Source organism: Streptomyces sp. NPDC001709 (assembly GCF_053596375.1).
In genome coordinates this window covers 38,655-56,406 of sequence record NZ_JBSFGB010000028.1, presented here as the reverse complement: position 1 = coordinate 56,406, position 17,752 = coordinate 38,655, and the positions used below count along the sequence as shown (strand labels likewise).

General features: G+C 71.5%; 14 protein-coding genes and 2 pseudogenes. 7 read left to right on the top strand and 9 right to left on the bottom strand.

Annotated elements, in window-relative coordinates; translation table 11 throughout:
- Positions 1–3: 3 nt before the first annotated feature.
- The 3 genes from fdh to ACWC0C_RS33240 form a co-directional block, all read right to left on the bottom strand.
- Positions 4–3,273 (bottom strand): formate dehydrogenase, encoded by a 3,270-nt coding sequence (fdh, locus tag ACWC0C_RS33250; protein WP_450867822.1) that lies wholly within the window; start codon positions 3,271–3,273, stop codon positions 4–6.
- Between the two features lie 145 nt (positions 3,274–3,418).
- Positions 3,419–4,438, bottom strand: a complete 1,020-nt coding sequence (gene nrfD / locus ACWC0C_RS33245) for an NrfD/PsrC family molybdoenzyme membrane anchor subunit (protein ID WP_450867821.1) — start codon at positions 4,436–4,438, stop codon at positions 3,419–3,421.
- Positions 4,435–5,451, bottom strand: coding sequence for a 4Fe-4S dicluster domain-containing protein (locus tag ACWC0C_RS33240; RefSeq protein WP_450867819.1), 1,017 nt, complete (start codon positions 5,449–5,451; stop codon positions 4,435–4,437). The genes nrfD and ACWC0C_RS33240 overlap by 4 nt, the downstream gene beginning before the upstream one ends.
- Before the next feature lie 94 nt (positions 5,452–5,545).
- Here ACWC0C_RS33240 and ACWC0C_RS33235 point away from each other — a divergent pair, with 94 nt between their 5' ends.
- Complete coding sequence (locus ACWC0C_RS33235; RefSeq protein WP_450867818.1) at positions 5,546–5,998, top strand: hypothetical protein; 453 nt, start codon at positions 5,546–5,548, stop codon at positions 5,996–5,998.
- Positions 5,999–6,019: 21 nt separating this feature from the next.
- On the opposite strand, the gene ACWC0C_RS33230 is transcribed toward ACWC0C_RS33235, so the two are convergent.
- Entirely contained in the window at positions 6,020–6,466 is a 447-nt protein-coding gene (locus ACWC0C_RS33230; RefSeq protein WP_450867817.1) for an ATP-binding protein, read from the bottom strand.
- Between the two features lie 181 nt (positions 6,467–6,647).
- Between ACWC0C_RS33230 and ACWC0C_RS33225 the strand changes: the two genes are divergently transcribed.
- Together ACWC0C_RS33225 and ACWC0C_RS33220 are read left to right on the top strand one after the other, a co-directional pair.
- Positions 6,648–7,070 (top strand): MarR family winged helix-turn-helix transcriptional regulator, encoded by a 423-nt coding sequence (locus ACWC0C_RS33225; RefSeq protein WP_450867816.1) that lies wholly within the window; start codon positions 6,648–6,650, stop codon positions 7,068–7,070.
- Between the two features lie 83 nt (positions 7,071–7,153).
- The gene (locus tag ACWC0C_RS33220; protein ID WP_450867896.1) at positions 7,154–8,899 is read left to right on the top strand and encodes an MFS transporter; all 1,746 of its coding nucleotides are present in this window, start codon (positions 7,154–7,156) and stop codon (positions 8,897–8,899) included.
- A 19-nt stretch (positions 8,900–8,918) separates the two neighbouring features.
- On the opposite strand, the gene ACWC0C_RS33215 is transcribed toward ACWC0C_RS33220, so the two are convergent.
- The 3 genes from ACWC0C_RS33215 to mgrA form a co-directional block, all read right to left on the bottom strand.
- Entirely contained in the window at positions 8,919–9,542 is a 624-nt protein-coding gene (locus ACWC0C_RS33215; RefSeq protein WP_450867814.1) for a DedA family protein, read from the bottom strand.
- A 51-nt stretch (positions 9,543–9,593) separates the two neighbouring features.
- A complete protein-coding gene (locus tag ACWC0C_RS33210; RefSeq protein ID WP_449201550.1) occupies positions 9,594–9,773 on the bottom strand; it encodes a hypothetical protein in 180 nt (59 codons plus the stop codon).
- Positions 9,774–9,931: 158 nt separating this feature from the next.
- The gene (gene mgrA, locus ACWC0C_RS33205; RefSeq protein WP_450867812.1) at positions 9,932–10,975 is read right to left on the bottom strand and encodes an L-glyceraldehyde 3-phosphate reductase; all 1,044 of its coding nucleotides are present in this window, start codon (positions 10,973–10,975) and stop codon (positions 9,932–9,934) included.
- A 207-nt stretch (positions 10,976–11,182) separates the two neighbouring features.
- Between mgrA and ACWC0C_RS33200 the strand changes: the two are divergent.
- Positions 11,183–12,305: pseudogene (locus ACWC0C_RS33200) on the top strand (MFS transporter); the annotation flags it as partial.
- Positions 12,306–12,450: 145 nt separating this feature from the next.
- Entirely contained in the window at positions 12,451–13,296 is an 846-nt protein-coding gene (locus ACWC0C_RS33195; RefSeq protein WP_449201552.1) for a chitosanase, read from the top strand.
- Between the two features lie 10 nt (positions 13,297–13,306).
- Here the strand turns inward: ACWC0C_RS33195 and ACWC0C_RS33190 are convergent, their stop codons facing one another.
- The gene (locus ACWC0C_RS33190; RefSeq protein WP_450867810.1) at positions 13,307–13,927 is read right to left on the bottom strand and encodes a DUF4328 domain-containing protein; all 621 of its coding nucleotides are present in this window, start codon (positions 13,925–13,927) and stop codon (positions 13,307–13,309) included.
- Between the two features lie 159 nt (positions 13,928–14,086).
- Between ACWC0C_RS33190 and pgm the strand changes: the two genes are divergently transcribed.
- The gene (pgm, locus tag ACWC0C_RS33185; RefSeq protein WP_450867808.1) at positions 14,087–15,727 is read left to right on the top strand and encodes a phosphoglucomutase (alpha-D-glucose-1,6-bisphosphate-dependent); all 1,641 of its coding nucleotides are present in this window, start codon (positions 14,087–14,089) and stop codon (positions 15,725–15,727) included.
- Positions 15,728–15,773: 46 nt separating this feature from the next.
- On the opposite strand, the gene ACWC0C_RS33180 is transcribed toward pgm, so the two are convergent.
- Positions 15,774–16,694 (bottom strand): SGNH/GDSL hydrolase family protein, encoded by a 921-nt coding sequence (locus ACWC0C_RS33180; RefSeq protein ID WP_450867807.1) that lies wholly within the window; start codon positions 16,692–16,694, stop codon positions 15,774–15,776.
- 572 nt (positions 16,695–17,266) lie between these two features.
- Here ACWC0C_RS33180 and ACWC0C_RS33175 point away from each other — a divergent pair.
- A pseudogene (locus ACWC0C_RS33175) lies at positions 17,267–17,752 on the top strand (hypothetical protein); the annotation flags it as partial.

The window sequence follows — 17,752 nt, the reverse complement described above, 5'->3', positions numbered from 1 at the left end:
CCGCTACGGCTCCGTTCCCGTGTGCTCGTCGATGCCCGCCCGGGCCCGGTACGCCCGTACCAGCTCCACCGAGGCCGGACCGCGCGGTCGCCGTCCCGGGCGGATGTCCACGGCGAACGCCTTCGACTCCTGGATGTGGACGTTCGGGTCCAGGGACAGATGCAGCAGCTCGTTGGCCGCGTCCCCGGTGGTGTAGCCGTTGGGACCCCAGTGGTACGGCAGCCCCACCTGGTGCAGCCGGCGTCCCTGCACGATCAGCGGCGCCATCCGGTCGGTCACCAGCACCCGCGCCTCGACCACCCCGCGGGCGCTGACGATCGTCGCCCACCCGGTGTGCTCCAGGCCCCGCTCGGCCGCCAGCTCCGGGGAGACCTCGCAGAAGAACTCCGGTTGCAGCTCGGCCAGATAGGGCTGCCAGCGGGACATGCCGCCCGCCGTGTGGTGCTCGGTGAGCCGGTAGGTGGTCGCCACGTACGGGAACACCCGTGAGCCGGGCTCGTCACCGCTCGGCTGGTACCGGTTGTCGGGGAACGTGGGCATCAACTGCCGTACCGGATTGCGCTGTTGGTCGTACAGCAGGTTCGGGAACGGCGAGTCCTGCGGCTCGTAGTGGGCCGGCAGCGGGCCATCCGTGAGCCCGGACGGCACGTACAGCCAGGCCTTGCCGTCGGCCTGCATGATGAACGGATCGGTGCCGGACAGCGCTTGCGGACCGGTCGCGTCCGCGGGCGGCCGGTGATCGGGCGACTTGTCCTTCTTGAAGTCGGGCACGTCGTGCCCGGACCACTCGCCGCTCTCGCCCTTGTCCGGGTCCCACCACACCAGCGCCTTGCGCTCGCTCCAGGGCCTGCCCTGCGGGTCGGCGGAGGCGCGGTTGTACAGGATCCGGCGGTTGGCGGGCCAGGCCCACGCCCACTCGGCCGCCACCCAGTCCTGCTCCCGGCCGGGCCTGCGGCGGGCGGCCTGGTTGACCCCGCCGGCGTAGACACCGCAGTAGATCCAGCAACCGCAGGTCGTCGAGCCGTCGGGCCTCAGCTGCTCGTACGAGGAGAGCGGACGGCCCTCGGCGTCATGGCCGTTGATCTCGGCGAGGACGGCCTCCGCGTCCGGCTCGGCAAGCCGGCCCTTCGTCGGATAGCCCCAGGCCAGATCGAGCACCGGCCGGTCCATCTCGTCGGTGGACCCCGCGAGCTTCTCCCGGATGATCCGCCCCAGGTGGTAGGCGAACCACAGGTCGCTGCGCGACTCGCCGGGTGGCTCGACCGCCTGGTGGTGCCACTGCAGCAGCCGCTGTGTGTTGGTGAAGCTGCCGTCCTTCTCGGTGTGCGCGGCGGCCGGCAGGAAGAACACCTCGGTGCGGATGTCCTCGGTGCGCAGCTCCCCGGTCTCGATCTCGGGGCCGTCCTGCCACCAGGTCGCCGACTCGATGAGCGAGAAGTCACGGACGACCAGCCAGTCCAGGTTCGCCATGCCGAGCCGCATCAGCTTGGAGTTGGCGTTGCCCACCGCGGGGTTCTCACCGAACAGGAAGTAGCCTTTGCACACGCCCTCCAGCTGGGCCATCGTCGTCTCGTACGCCGAGTGGGAACCGGTCAGCCGCGGCAGGTAGTCGAAGCAGAAGTCGTTGGCGTCGGTCGCCGCGTCACCCCAGTACGCCTTGAGCAGACTCACCAGGTACGAGCGCATGTTGCCCCAGTAGCCCTTGTGCGCCGCCTCGGCCTCCACGAAGGCGGCGAGGTCCTGGTCCTGGTGGGCGTGCGGCATCGGGATGTAGCCCGGCAGCAGGTTGAACAGGGTCGGGATGTCGGTGGAGCCCTGGATGGAGGCGTGCCCGCGCAGCGCCAGGATGCCGCCGCCGGGCCGGCCGATGTTGCCGAGCAGGGTCTGCAGCACCGCCGCCGCGCGGATGTACTGCACGCCCACCGTGTGCTGCGTCCAGCCGACCGCGTACGCGAAGGCCGTGGTCCGCTCGCGCCCGGAGTTCCGCGTGACCAGCTCGCACACCTGCCGGAACAGCTCCTGCGGCACCCCGCAGACCTGCTCGACCAGCTCTGGTGTGTAGCGGGCGTAGTGCCGCCTGAGCACCTGGAAGACACAGCGCGGATGGGTCAGCGTCTCGTCCCGCTCGGGCACGCCCTCGCCGATCACCGCGCCCCCGGCGCCGTGCGCCTCGCCGCGTGCCGCCTCGGACACCGAACGGCCGCCGCCGGTGCGTTCCTCGTACTCCTGGTCGCGCTCGCCGGACGCGGCCTGCATCTCGGTGCCCGCGTACTGCCAACTGGCGTTGTCGTAGCGGCGGTTGCCGGCGTCGAGGCCGGAGAAGACGCCCGCCAGATCCTCGGTGTCGCGGAAGTCCTCCCGCAGGATCACCGGGGCGTTGCTGTACGCCACGACATAGTCCCGGAAGTACTTCTCGTGCTCCAGGACGTAGTGGATGATCCCGCCGAGGAAGGCGATGTCGCTGCCCGCCCGCAGCGGCACGTGCACATCGGCCAGCGCGCTGGTGCGGGTGAACCGCGGATCGACGTGGATCACCTTCGCGCCCCGCGCCTTGGCCTCCATCACCCACTGGAACCCGACCGGATGGCACTCGGCCATGTTCGAGCCCTCGATGACGATGCAGTCCGCGTTCTGCAGGTCCTGCTGGAAGGTGGTCGCGCCGCCGCGTCCGAACGAGGTTCCCAGACCGGGAACGGTGGAGGAGTGTCAAACGCGCGCCTGGTTCTCGATCTGGATCGCGCCGAGCGCGGTGAACAACTTCTTGATCAGATAGTTCTCCTCGTTGTCGAGCGTGGCCCCGCCGAGGCTCGCGATGCCGAGGGTGCGCCGGGTGCGGGTCTCGTCGACCTCCCACTGCCAGCCCGCGCGGCGCGCTTCGATCACCCGGTCGGCGATCATCTCCATCGCCGTGTCGAGGTCCAGGCGCTCCCACGCGGTGCCGTGCGGGCGCCGGTAGAGGACCTGGTGCTCGCGGGCGTCCCCGGTGGTCAGCTGGAGACTCGCCGCGCCCTTGGGACACAGCCGGCCGCGCGAGATGGGGGAGTCCGGATCGCCCTCGATCTGGGTGACCTTCTCGTCCTGGACGTACACGTTCTGGCCGCAGCCCACCGCGCAGTACGGGCAGACGGACTTCACCACCCGGTCGGCGGCGGCCACCCGGGGCTCCAGCCGCTCGCTGCGCCCGCTCTTCGCCGCGGCGCCCCGGCCCAGTGGATCGGTGCCCTTCAGCTGGCGGTAGACCGGCCAGGAGCCGATCCAGGTGCGTACGCCCACAGCCACTCCTCCCGCTCGGTGGGCCCCTCTTTCCCAGCATGCCCGCGGCCACGGCATCCCGCTCCGCGGTGAGGCGCGCAGTGCCCCGGCCGGACGTGACCGCCCTGCCGGACCCGGGGCCCGGATCGGCGCCTCGGCCCTGTCCTCAACGGCCGCGTGCCGCCAGCCGTTCCCGCTGGGGTACGACCGTGTACCTCGGGTCCTCGGCCGACGCCACCCCGGCGTGGAACACGCCGAAGCGCAGGGCCATCGAGCCGGTGAGCAGCGCGGTACCGGCGGCCACGGCCAGACGGCGGTCGCGCAGTCGCCCGGAGACGAGGGCAAGGGCCGCTCCGCCCGCGGTGAGTGCCTCCGCGGCCCGCAGCAACAGGTGGGGCCTGCCCCGCTCGAACGGCTCGGCCGCGAGGCCCATGCGCCGCTTCATCGTCCGGAACGCGCCCAGTTCCAGGGCGGCTCCGAGGACGGCCATTCGGCGGGCGGGACCCCCCTGGGCGATCGGTGCCGCGGCCAGAGCCAGCCCGGAGGCCGCGGTGGCCGCCGATCCGGCGAACACGAAGGGCAGCTCCCGGTGGCCCTCGTGCCAGGTGGGCACCGCCGTGTCCGAGAGCAGTACCGCGGTGTACGTCGCCACCGCCGGGCCCAGGACGGCGGAGGCCGCGGTGGCGGCCGAGCCCAGCAGCCGGTAGCGGCCCGCCGCCTCGGTGGCCGCGGCGGTGAGCGCCGCCGGCGCGTACCCCACGAGCAGCCAGGAACCCACGCTCATCGGGGAGGTGGGCTTCAGGACCCGGAGCATGTTGAGGAACCGGGCCGGGCGGCCCAGATCGTGCACCAGCGCGGCCAGCGAGAGGGAGATGGCCCCGGCCGCCCCGAGTTTCGCCGGTGCCGCGAGCCCCGGCCGCCCGGTGAGCTGCCCGCCGGCCGCCAGCAGCGAGGACGCCCCGGCCAGCCCGCCGAGGAACAGGTACCCGGCGATGTCCAGGGGCTTCCATGTCGGCTTCTTCAGCACGGGTTTGCCGTAGTACGACGAGAACGCGGCGTCCGGAACCATCGGCTCCTCGCCCCGCCCGCGCCGGCCCCGGCGGCGGCCGCCACCAGAGCCCGTCGGCGCCTCCCGGCCTGGCCGTACCCCCTGGACGCCGTCCCGGGTGACGTCGGATTCGCTCATCGGGACCTCCTCGCGAAGCTGCCGAGGGCGAGGGCGGCCAGCGAGGCGGCGGCCAGCGCCGCGTGCCGCCACATGGCGGGCAGGTCGCGGGTGGTGACCACCGGGTCCGGGGGCAGGCCGTACACCTCCGGCTCGTCCAGCAGCAGGAAGAACGCCCCGTTGCCGCCGACCCCGTCGTCCGGGCTCTCGCCGTACAGCCGCGCGTCGGTCACGCCGGCCGCGTGCAGCTGCGCCACCCGGGCCCGCGCCCGCTCCCGCAGTTCCTCCAGGGGGCCGAACTGGATGGAGTCCGTAGGGCAGGACTTGGCGCAGGCGGGCTCCATGCCGACGCCGAGGCGGTCGTAGCACAGAGTGCACTTCCACACCCGGCCGTCGTCCTTGCGCTGGTCGATGACGCCGTACGGGCAGGCGGGCACGCAGTAGCCGCAGCCGTTGCAGACGTCCGGCTGGACGACGACGGTGCCGAACTCGGTGCGGAACAGCGCGCCGGTCGGGCACACGTCCAGGCAGGCGGCGTGCGTGCAGTGCTTGCACACGTCGGAGGCCATCAGCCAGCGCAACTCGGTGCGGCCGTCCGGGGAGATGGGGGCGATCTGCCCGGCGGGAGCGCCTCCGGGTGCCTGCCCGGGCGGGGGAGCGGTCGCACCCGGGCCGGGGGAGGAGGCATCGGTGCCGAGTCGCGCGGCGGCGGCGAAGACGTCGACGTCGTCGTGCGCGACCCCGGGCTCCTGCCCGCCGAACGGCTTGCGCTGCTCGATGAAGGCCACGTGCCGCCAGGTGTCGGCGCCCAGGCTCTTGGTGTTGTCGTACGACATGCCGGTCAGTTCGAGGCCGTCCTCCGGGACGGCGTTCCACTCCTTGCACGCCACCTCGCAGGCCTTGCAGCCGATGCACACCGAGGTGTCGGTGAAGAAGCCCAGCCTCGGCGGGGCGTCCGGGTAGCCGGAGGCACCGGTCACGTCCGGCTCCGGGCCGTACCACAGATGGGCGCGGGCCTCGCCGCCGTCCCTCATCGCCGTACCTCCTCGCTGGCCCGCCGGGTGGCGACCAGGAACAGCACTGCGGGCAGCATCACTGCCCGCACCCGTACCGGGGCCCTCACTCTCGGTGCTCTCCCTCGAGCGTGGCACGGGTGCCCTGCGTCCGCCCGTCCGAAACGGCGCCCGGTGTTCCGGGAGCCCGTCAGGCGCCGGTGACGACCCGCATGAACACGACGGGTTCGGCGTCGTCGTTGCGGTAGGCGTACTGCTGGTCGCTGCCGATCACGGCACTCTGCCCGGGCGCCAGCAGCTGCGTTCCGTCGCATGGGTCGGCGGCCGCGACGACGTCGGCTACGTCAGGCCCGCCTCGGGCGCCACCGCACTGCTGCGCTACCACGCCCCCATCGGCTCCTACGGGTTCTGCACCCGCCTGCTGGCGGAGACCGGCGTGATGGTCACCCCCGGCGCCGCGTTCGGCATCGAGCACACCGTGCGGATCGGCTTCGCCGACGACACCCGGGTCCTGCGCACCGGCCTGGACCTGGTCGGCCGGTTCCTGGACCGCCTCGCCCGGGCGTGACCCGCCCCGGGGAGGGGCCGTTCACACCTCCTCGGCGGTGAGCGGCACGGTGGCCGTGACCCGCTTGCCGTGGGGCAGCCGGGTCACCTCGAGCCCCCGGGAGAGCACCGCCACGAGATGCAGCCCGTGCCCGCCGATGCGGCGGGGATCGGGAGGGCGCCGGTGGGGCAGGGCGGTGGAGGTGTCCGTCACCGTGATGCGCAGCGCGGTGGCATCGGGCAGCAGCGACAGGTGCAGGGCACACGGGCCGGGGGCGTGCCGGGCCGCGTTGGTGACGAGTTCGCTGACGACGATCTGGGCATCCTGCACCGCGCGCCGTGCGGGCGCGGGCCGTACCCGGGAGAGCAGGGCGGCGACGGCGTCCCTGGCGTCGCCGATGCCGACAGCGCCGGCGTCCCAGGCGCGCCCGCAGCGCGCGGGCTCGGGCCGGGCCTGCGTGGTCGCATGCGCCCTGAGCGGGAAGTCCATACGTCGTCGCCCATTTCCTCCGGGTGCAGGGTCCTTTCCGGTACACGCGGGATCGCCCCGCCCTTCCCGGCTACCCGCTGGACCGACGATCAAGGGGACGGCCCTGCCGAATCCTCCGATTGCTCGTGATTGCTTACTCTTGGTTGAACAGTCCAGACTGATAAACCTATCGTTAATAACCATGGACACGGTTGCACTCGCCGCCGAGCTGCGGCTGGCCATGGGCCGGATCGTCCGCCGACTGCGCCAGGCGCACGGGGTCGGGGACGTCACGCTGTCCGGGGTCTCGGTACTGGCCCGGCTGGCCCGTACCGGGCCGGACTCGCCCGGCTCGCTGGCCGAACTCGAACGGGTCCGGCCGCAGGCGATGGCCGGAACGCTCGCCGGACTCGAACAACGCCGGCTGGTGAGCCGTACCCCCGACACGGCCGACGGCCGCCGGGCCATCGTCTCCATCACCGACGAGGGACGGACCGTGCTGGAGCAGCGCCGCTCCGAGTCCGTGGCCCGTCTCGTCCACGCCCTGGACGAGTTCACCCCCCAGGAGCGGCAGGCCCTGAGCGACGCCCTGCCCCTGCTCGACCGGCTGGCGGAGCGGATATGACCGGCGCAGCGGACCCGAACGGCCAGGCACCCGCCGCGGGTCTGCGTGCCCGGTTGCTCGCCCGCTCCGCCCGGCAGCGGGACATGCCCCCGGGCCCCGGCTACAAGTGGGTCGCCCTGTCCAACACCACGCTCGGCGTACTGATCGCCACGATGGACGCCTCCATCGTGATCATCTCGCTGCCGGCGATCTTCCGCGGGATCGGCCTCGACCCGCTCGCCGCCGGCAACATCGGCTACCTGCTGTGGATGATCCTCGGCTATCTGCTGGTCTCGGCGGTCCTGGTGGTCGTCCTCGGCCGGCTCGGCGACATGTTCGGCCGGGTCCGCATCTACAACCTGGGCTTCCTGGTCTTCGCATGCGCCTCCGTCGCCCTGTCCCTCGACCCGTTCCGGGCGGGCGCGGGCGCGCTGTGGCTGATCCTGTGGCGCATCGTGCAGGCCTTCGGCGGCTCCATGCTCACCGCCAACTCGGCCGCCATCCTCACCGACGCCTTCCCGGCCCGGCAGCGCGGCATGGCCCTCGGCATCAACCAGATCACCGCGCTCGCCGGGCAGTTCCTCGGCCTGCTCGCCGGTGGTCTGCTGGCCGCGGTCGACTGGCGGGCGGTGTTCTGGGTGAGCGTCCCGGTCAGCGTCACCGGCACCGTCTGGTCGTATCTGAGCCTGCGCGAGACCGCGGCCGGCGGACGCGGCCGTGTCGACTGGCTCGGCAACCTCACCTTCGCCCTCGGCGCCGGCATCCTGCTCGCGGGCATCACGTACGGCATCCAGCCTTACGGCGGCCACCCCACCGGCTGGACCAACCCGTGGGTGCTCACAGGACTGATCGGCGGCGTGTTCCTGCTGCTGGTGTTCGCTCGCGTCGAGATGCGGGTCCCCGAGCCCATGTTCCGGCTGTCGCTGTTCAAGGTGCGGGCGTTCGCCGCCGGGAACCTGGCCGCCCTGCTGACCGCGATCGCCCGCGGCGGACTCCAGTTCATGCTGATCATCTGGCTGCAGGGCATCTGGCTGCCGCTGCACGGCTACGACTTCGAGGACACCCCGCTGTGGGCCGGCATCTTCATGCTGCCGCTCACCCTCGGCTTCCTCGTCGCGGGCCCCGTCTCCGGCTACCTGTCCGACCGGTTCGGCGCCCGCCTGTTCTCCACGGCCGGGCTGATCGTCGTGGCCGGCTCCTTCCTCGGCCTGCTGGCCCTGCCGGTGAACTTCGGCTACGGCCTCTTCGCCGCGCTGCTGCTGCTCAACGGCCTTGGCCAGGGCATGTTCTCCTCGCCCAACACCTCATCGATCATGGGCAGCGTGCCCGCCCGCTACCGGGGCGTGGCCTCCGGGATGCGCTCCACCTTCCAGAACTCGGGCACGGCCCTGTCCATCGGTGTCTTCTTCTCGCTGATGGTCTCCGGCCTCGCGGATTCCCTGCCGAAGACGCTCGGCAGCGGACTCCAGGCGCACGGCGTGCCCGCCGGGACCGCACACGAGGTGGCCTCGCTGCCGCCGGTGAGCACCCTGTTCGCCACGTTCCTGGGCGACAACCCGATCGGCCATCTGCTCGGTGGCGGCGGCACTTTGGACCACCTGACGGCCGCCCAGCGCGCCACTCTCACCGGGCACACCTTCTTCCCGGGGCTCGTCTCCGGACCCTTCCACCACGGCCTGACCGTCGTCTTCGGTGTCGCCGCCGCCATGGCCCTGGTCTCCGCGCTCGCCTCCGCCCTGCGCGGCAGCCACGAGCGTGCCGAGAACGACACCGGGCAGGCGGGGCCGGACCGGAGGGCGGCAACGCCGGTGTCCGATACGGGTGTTGGGCAGCCGCCGCGTGCCGGATGAGCTGCCCGCCTGAACGGGGTCAGCGCTCGCGTCGCCGTCGTACGACGTGCCATGCGGCGAACGTGGCGATCAGAGCGGCGACGGCGATGAGAACGTACAGCTGGTAGCGCGAGACCTCGTCGTAGACGGTCGTGATGTGGCTGCCCACCTGGTAGGCCAGGGCCGTCCACAGGCCGACCCACAGGGCGGCGCCGAGTACGTTGAAGGCGAGGAAGCGGCGCCAGTGCATGCCCGTGGTGCCGGCGATGATGCCGTTGGCCTGGCGCAGGCCCTCGATGAACCGGGCCACGGTCACGATCTTGCCGCCGTGCCGGCCGAAGAAGGCCTCGGCGGCCTCGAACCGCTTCGGTGTCAGGAAGACGTACCGCCCCCACCGGTGCACGAAGGCCCGCCCGCCGGTCCGGCCGATCAGATAGCCGATGTTGTCCCCGATGACCGCCGCGGCGAACGCGATGGCTGCCACGGCGACGACGTTCAGCCGCCCCGCGCCCGCGTACACCCCGGCGGCCAGCAGGATCGTCTCGCCGGGTGCGGGCACACCGAAGTCCTCCACCAGGACCACGGCCCCCACGGCCCAGTAGCCGTAGTGGCCGAGCAGCGGCGCCAGATGCGCCAGCGGACCCGGTAGCGGAGGGGCGGCCATGCATCAACGGTACGTCGCCGGGATCAGCGGGCCGGGCCCGCGGGGCTGCGCCTACGACTCGGAGTGGAACGTGTCCTCGTCGTCGAAAGCGGCCTGGCACATGTGGCACAGCTCGTGGTCCCCGTCGCGGGTGACGACGGTGCCCCAGCCGAGGCACACCTCGCAGTCACGGGCGAGGCCCAGGTCGGGGCGGGGAGGCAGGAGGGGGCTGCGATGGGCTCCGTGTGCCATAGGGGGAGCGGCTCCTTGGAAGTCGCGGGAGAACGTGAAGGCGCAGTCGCGCCATGACAACGCTGTCCGTACGACCTCCATTATGTCGGATTTATCCCCTGATGTCAGTAGTGGATGTCACTGAGTGCCATTTTCTTGCCCGAGCGGCATCGCGCCGGTCACCCGAGCCGGCCCAGCCGGGCCTCGCGCCACAGGTCCACACCGCCGTCGGTCGCGTACTTGTCGATCTCGGCCAGCTCCTCCGCCGTGAAGGCGAGGTTCTCCAGTGCGGCGACGTTCTGCTCCAGCTGCTCGGTGCGGGAGGCGCCGATGACGAGCGATGTCACCCGCTCGTCGCGCAGCGCCCAGGCCAGCGCCAGCTGCGCCAGCGTCTGACCGCGCCGGGCCGCGATCTCGTTCAGGGCGCGCAGCCGTCGCAGCATGTCGTCCGTCAGCCAGGAGGCGTCGAGCGACGTGCCGCGCGCCGCCCGGGAGTCCTTCGGCACTCCGTCCAGGTAGCGACCGGTCAGCAGGCCCTGGGCCAGCGCCGTGAAGCCGATGACCCCGAAGCCCTCCTCCCGGGCCGCGTCCAGCAGGCCGTCGGTCTCGATCCAGCGGTTGAGCATGCTGTACGACGGCTGGTGGATCAGCAGCGGGGTGCCCAGGTCCCGCAGGATCGCCGCCGCCTGCCGGGTGCGCTCGGCGTCGTAGGAGGAGATGCCGACGTACAGCGCCTTGCCCTGGCGTACGGCGGTGTCGAGCGCTCCCATCGTCTCCTCCAGCGGCGTGGTCGCGTCCAGCCGGTGGGAGTAGAAGATGTCCACGTAGTCCACGCCCATCCGGCGCAGCGACTGGTCCAGCGAGGCCAGCACATACTTCCGGGAGCCGCCGCCCTGCCCGTAGGGGCCGGGCCACATGTCCCAGCCGGCCTTCGTGGAGATCACCAGCTCGTCCCGGTACGGCGCGAGGTCCCGCCGCAGCAGCCGGCCGAAGTTCAGCTCGGCCGCGCCGTACGGCGGGCCGTAGTTATTGGCCAGGTCGTGGTGGGTGATGCCGAGGTCGAAGGCGCGCAGGGCGATCTCGCGCTGGGTCTCGAAGGGGCGGTCGTCGCCGAAGTTGTGCCAGTAGCCCAGGGACAGGACGGGCAGGTCCAGCCCCGAGCGGCCGGTGCGCCGGTAGCGCATGGTGCCGTCGTAGCGTGCGGGGTCCGCGACGTGGGTCATCGGGTCTTTCTCCGGGTGGTGCGGTAGGGGTTGCCCCTCCGTGTGCGGACGGGCTCGTCCACCCTGCGCCCGCGCGCCCCGCAAGTCCAACCGCCGTCCCGGATGGGATTGTGCGGTTCCGTTTCTGAATCGGCTGCCCCGCCAGGTCCGCGAGGAGCTGACCGACCGGCTCCGCCAGGGCCGCAGGGCCTTCGGCAAGGGCGACGGGCCTTCGTCGTCAGGCCGCTCGGCGGCCTGGTGTTCGGGCCGCTCGGCGACCGGATCGGCCGGCAGAAGGTGCTGGCCACCACCATGATCATGATGGCGGTCGGCACCTTCGCCATCGGTGTCGTCCCCGGCTACGGCACGATCGGCATCGCCGCGCCCGTGCTGCTCCTGCTGGCCCGTATGGTCCAGGGCTTCTCCACTGGCGGGGAGTACGGCGGCGCCACCACCTTCGTCGCCGAGTACTCGCCGGACCGCAGGCGCGGATTCCTCTCCAGCTGGCTCGACTTCGGCACCTTCGTCGGCTACGCCCTCGGCTCGGCCCTGGTCACCGTGCTCAATCTCGCCCTGACGGACTCCCAGATGCTGTCCTGGGGCTGGCGCGTCCCATTCCTGGTCGCCGGGCCGCTCGGTGTGATCGGCCTGTACATGCGGCTCCGGCTGGAGGAGTCCCCGGCCTTCCGGCAGCAGCTGGACGAGCACGAGAAGGCCCTGGCGCAGGAATCGGCGCGCAGCGAGTTCAAGGACATCGTCCGCAGCCACTGGAGGCCCCTGCTGGTCTGCATGGGCCTGGTGCTGCCGTACAACGTCACCAACTACATGGTCACCGGCTATCTGCCGACCTATCAGACCGAGACCCTGAAGCGCTCCAGCGGCTCCGCGGACCTCCTGGTGCTCGTCGGCATGCTGTGGATCGTCGTACTGATCACCTTCCTCGGCCGGCTCAGCGACCGCGTCGGCAGGCGGCCCGTCTACGGCGTCGCCGCCGCCGCGATGATCGTGCTGGCCGTGCCCGCGTTTCAGCTGATCAAGGCGCACGGCACCTGGCCGCCGATCCTCGGTGTACTGCTCCTGGCCACCCTGCTGGCCTGTTTCGCCGCGCCGAGCGCGGCCACGCTGCCCGCCCTGTTCCCGACCGCCGTCCGCTACGCGGCGATGGGCATCGGCTTCAACGTCGCCGTCTCCGCGTTCGGCGGCACCACCCCGCTGGTGACCGCCGCGCTGGTCACGGCCACCGGTGACGATGCCGATGGTCGGTTCGCGTGAGGAGCAGCGCGAACTGATGACGGTGTCACGGCAGTTGTACGACTCCGAGCAGCAACGGGACGGCGTGCGGCCCACCTGAGGCACGCTCCTCCGACAGCGTCCTCGTTCGATCCTACGAACTTCTCGCGAGCCTGTTACCGAGTCCGCCCGCATTTGATAGGAAACTTTCCTACCAGTATCTGGCACGGACCAACGACCCACCCCCCACTCCCGCTTGGAGCCCTGTGGTGAACCCAGACCGCGAGACCGCAGCCCCCACACCCATATCCCGCCGGACCGTCGTCGCCCTGCTCGGCGCCACCGTTGCCTCCGGCGCCCTGCTCGCGTCCCAGCGCGCGACCGCCGCACCGGCGGCGGCGTCGTCGGGCCTCGACGACCCGGCGAAGAAGGAGATCGCCATGGAACTGGTGTCGAGCGCGGAGAACTCCTCGCTCGACTGGAAGGCCCAGTACAAGTACATCGAGGACATCGCCGACGGACGCGGCTACACCGGCGGCATCATCGGCTTCTGTTCCGGCACCGGCGACATGCTCGACCTGGTCCAGCTCTACGCCGACCGCAAGCCCGGCAACGTCCTCGCCAAGTACCTGCCCGCCCTGCGCAAGGTCAACGGCACCGACTCCCACGAGGGCCTGGACCCGAACTTCCCCAAGGACTGGCGCAAGGCCGCCCAGGACACGGTGTTCCAGCAGTGTCAGAACGACGAGCGCGACCGCGTCTACTTCAACCCCGCGGTCGCCCAGGGCAAGGCGGACGGCCTGCGGGCGCTCGGCCAGTTCTGCTACTACGACGCCCTCGTCATGCACGGCGACGGCGACGACCCGACAAGCTTCCGCAACATCCGCAAGCGGGCCCTGCGCAGCGCCAAGCCGCCGGCGCAGGGCGGCGACGAGACGACGTACCTCAACGCCTTCCTCGACGCCCGGGTGTGGGCCATGAAGCAGGAGGAGGCACACAGCGACACCAGCCGTGTCGACACCGAGCAGCGGGTCTTCCTGCGCAAGGGCAACCTCGACCTGAACACCCCCCTCGACTGGAAGGTGTACGGGGACAGTTACCACATCGGCTGACGCACCGGTGCTACGACGCGTGCGGCAGGTCGACGGGCAGGGGTGCCGGGAGTCCCGAACCCAGCCCGGCGGCCTGCCGTGCCGTGATGCGCTGGATCAGGACGCCCGCCAGGGTGGCGGCCAGGAGGTCGAGGGCCTGCGCCGCCACGAGCAGCGGCAGCGAGGTGCCGTCGCCCAGGTTCATGTCCGCCAGGGACAGAGCCTTGTGCCCGAACCAGGCCGCCCACCACACGTTCACCAGGACATCCCCGCGGCCCGGGTCCGCGCCGGCCGGGCCGCTCGCGCGCTGCACGTCGAGCAGCAGCCTGCGCGGAGCCCAGAGGTTGACTCCCGGCAGCAGCCAGGCGAGAACGGCCCACGCGGCCGAGCCGCGCACCGCTCCGGGCGAGAGAAGCTCGGCGTTGCGCCGGCAGCGGGCGAACCACACGAGGAACAGCACGACCGCCGCCGTCATCACATACACGAACATCATCGACACCCGGCCGGAGTCGGCGGCCGGCGTGGCCGACGGATGCAGCAGATGGGCACGGACCTTCAGCGCCCGGACCAGTTCGACACCGGCCGCCACCGGCACGGCGAACTGCGCGCAACGCGCGAGGAACCAAGGAGCCTGGGCGGCGGATCCGGTCACGGTGGAAGACCTGTCTGTGGAAGGCGCCCCGCACGGGCGGCGGCACCGCGTGGAGATCGGAGCACTGGATCATAGGGCGGGGTGCACTCGCGTGTCAGGGCCCTGACGAGGAAAGATGGGCGGTGAGCGATCGAACCGACGACGCGGAGGAACGGACTCATGCCGCACGAGCGAGCCGGCCGGCCGGCCGGTCCCGAGGACCTTGTCGATGTGGCCCGGCTGGCCACGGCGTACTACGCACTGCACCCGGACCCGGCCGACCCGGCACAGCGGGTGGCGTTCGGCACCTCCGGGCACCGGGGTTCGTCCCTGGCGACCGCCTTCAACGAGGACCACATCGCCGCCACCAGCCAGGCCATCTGCGAGTACCGCGCGGCCCAGGGCACCGACGGCCCCCTCTTCCTCGGCGCCGACACCCACGCCCTGTCCGAGCCCGCGAGGGTCACCGCGCTGGAGGTGTTCGCCGCGGGCGGCGTCACCGTGCTCATCGACAGCGGCGACGGCTACACGCCCACCCCCGCCGTCTCGCACGCGATCCTGACCTACAACCGGGACCGCACCACCGGACTCGCCGACGGTGTGGTCATCACCCCCTCGCACAACCCGCCCGCCGACGGCGGCTTCAAGTACAACCCGCCGAGCGGCGGCCCGGCGGCCTCCGACGCCACCTCCTGGATCCAGGACCGGGCGAACGAGATCATCACGGGCGGCCTGAAGGACGTACGCCGGGTGCCGTACGCGCAGGCGCTCGCCGCGGAGACGACACAGAGGTACGACTTCCTCGGCGCCTACGTCGGCGACCTGCCGAGCGTGCTGGACCTGGACGCCGTCCGCGCGGCCGACGTGCGCATCGGTGCCGACCCGCTCGGCGGTGCCTCCGTCGCCTACTGGGGACGCATCGCCGAACAGCACGGCATCGACCTCACCGTGGTCAACCCGCACACCGACCCCACCTGGCGGTTCATGACGCTGGACTGGGACGGCCAGATCCGCATGGACTGCTCCTCGCCCTACGCGATGGCCTCCCTCATCGAGCAGCGCGACCGGTTCCGAATCGCCACCGGCAACGACGCCGACGCCGACCGGCACGGCATCGTCACCCCGGACGCGGGCCTGATGAACCCCAACCACTACCTCGCGGTCGCCATCTCCTACCTCTACCGGCACCGCGACCAGTGGCCCGCCGGCGCGGGCATCGGCAAGACGCTGGTCTCCTCCACGATGATCGACCGGGTCGCGACCGACCTCGGCCGTCAACTGGTCGAGGTCCCGGTCGGGTTCAAGTGGTTCGTGGACGGACTGGTCGGCGGCACCCTCGGGTTCGGCGGCGAGGAGTCCGCGGGCGCCTCCTTCCTGCGCCGCGACGGCTCGGTGTGGACCACCGACAAGGACGGCATCATCCTGGCCCTCCTCGCTTCCGAGATCACCGCCGTCACGGACCGGACGCCGTCGGAGCACTACGCCGACCTGACCGCCCGCTTCGGTGAACCCGCCTACGCCCGCATCGACGCGCCCGCGACCCGCGAACAGAAGGCGCTGCTCGGCAAGTTGTCACCGGCGCAGGTCACCGCCGACACGCTCGCCGGGGAGGCCGTCACGGGCGTCCTGACCGAGGCGCCCGGCAACGGCGCCGCGATCGGCGGCATCAAGGTCACCACGGAGAACGCCTGGTTCGCGGCCCGCCCGTCGGGCACCGAGGACGTCTACAAGGTCTACGCCGAGTCCTTCCTCGGGCCCGACCACCTCGCCCGGGTACAGGAGGAGGCCCAGGCCGTGGTCCTGGGCGCGCTGGGCGGCTGACCGACCCGGGGCGGCCTCCCCTGCCGCGAGGCCGCCCGGCGGGGGCTCAGTCTCGTCCGCGCCCCTGCTCCAGCGTCTCCAGCACCGTCTGCGCCATGGCTTCCTCGCCCTTGGCGTTGGGGTGTGCGGGGGCGGCGGGTGCGGCCGGCTGGAGCGGCTCGATCCAGCGGTCCGCGGGTGCCTTGCACATGTCGTGGCCGACCGTGGGGCCGTAGGTGTCGGCGTACTCGGCCCGGTTCACCCCGGCGACCAGGCGCAGCATCAGGTTCAGCCGCTTCTCGGTGTCCCGGAGGTAGGCGAAATCCTTCTGGGCGAAGGGTACTTGGGGGAAGCAGCCGATGCCGTCCTCGGGCAGCAGGTCCGGGTAGCCGACGACGACCACGCGCGCGTGCGGCGCCCGGGCGTGCACCGCCCGCAGCACCCGGTCGACCTTCGGCGCGGCCTTGACGATCGCGAGGGCCAGCTGGTCGTATCCCGACGCCTTGTAGGAGCGTTCGCAGGGGTTGCCCGTCGGGTCCTGGGCGGCCAGGTGGGCGCAGGTGCTGATGATCGGGCCGAAGCCGACGTCATTGCCGCCGATCTGGAGCGTCACCAGGTCCGTGTCCCGGTCCAGCGCGTCGAGCTGAGGCTTGTTGGTGCCCTGCGCCTGCCACATCTCGGCGGTGGTCGCCCCGGCACAGCTGACGTCCGTGAACGTGCTCACGTGCCGCTGGGCCGCCACGAGTGAGGGATAGTTGTGGTCGGAGCGGGCGCAGTTGGCGTCCACCTGCTGCGGGATGCCGGGGCCCGAGGTGTAGGAGTCGCCGAGGGCGACGTAGTCGATGCCGCGGCCGTGCCCCGCGGGGTGCGCGGAGGCCGGTGCCGTGGCAGCGGCGACGAGAACACAACCGCCCAGTGCCGCCCCTGCTGCTACGGCGGCTCTCCGCCGACGTCCCGCCCCGCTCGCCATAGGTGTGCCGTTCGCCATGGATCCTCCCCCTGAGACCGGTTCATCGCACGGTGCCGGCACCGGAGAGCGGCCCACGCGCGTTCGACTCGGTCTGTATACCGTCCAGTAGGTCGCGCGGACCAGAAGCGGGCAGGAAACGAGTTCGAGGGGAGCGGGCGGGCGCCTGCGCCAGAGCGTCCCCGGGGCGGGGCCCGGAGAGGTGGCGGTGGGCGGCGAGCAGGGCTGTGGCCGGCTGCCGAGACCGTGGTGAGCGAATAGCGAAAAGCGGATGGCATATGGGGGATCGCGCATCTCGACGAGCCCGCCGTGCCAGGCGATCGCGCTGGGCTGCAGGGCCCGAGTCGGCGCGGCTTCCAGGCCGGGGGAGGGGCAGCCGCCCGCACGGCGCGGGAACGGCAGGAGAACTGAGCCACTATCAGGTCTGCCGGGGGCGACGCGCCGACTGCCGGGTGCTGTGCGCTACCCCATCCGGTGGCTTCTGACCGCCGCAGCGTTATATGCGGCTCCGATTTCCTGATCATTCATTGACAAGCCCTCGGGACTGACTAGCCGTCATCAAGCTCTGACCCAAGTCGAGGAGAGTGGAGAGAATGACGACATCGCCGCGACGGCGATCCGTTCTGGCGTCAGCTGCCACCATCGCCGCGCTCGCCGTTGCCGCGCTGGCGAGCCCGGGTGCCGCTTATGCTCAGCAGCACCCCACCCCGCAACCGCCGGACACGAAGAAGCCCGCGTACCCGCTTCATCCCGAGAAGCCGGTGTCTCCGGGCAAACCCATGTATCCGGAGAAGCCGATCTATCCAGAGAAGCCGATCCATCCGGTGAAGCCGATCTATCCGGAGAAGCCGATCCATCCGGTGAAGCCGGTTTACCCGGAGAAGCCGGTGCAGCCGATCTATCCGGAGAAGCCTGTCCATCCGGTGAAGCCGGTCTATCCGGAGAAGCCGGTGCAGCCGGTGAAGCCTGTGTATCCGGCGAAGCCGGTGAAGCCGGTCTATCCGGAGAAGCCGGTGCAGCCGGTGAAGCCTGTGTATCCGGCGAAGCCGGTGAAGCCGGTCTATCCGGAGAAGCCGGTG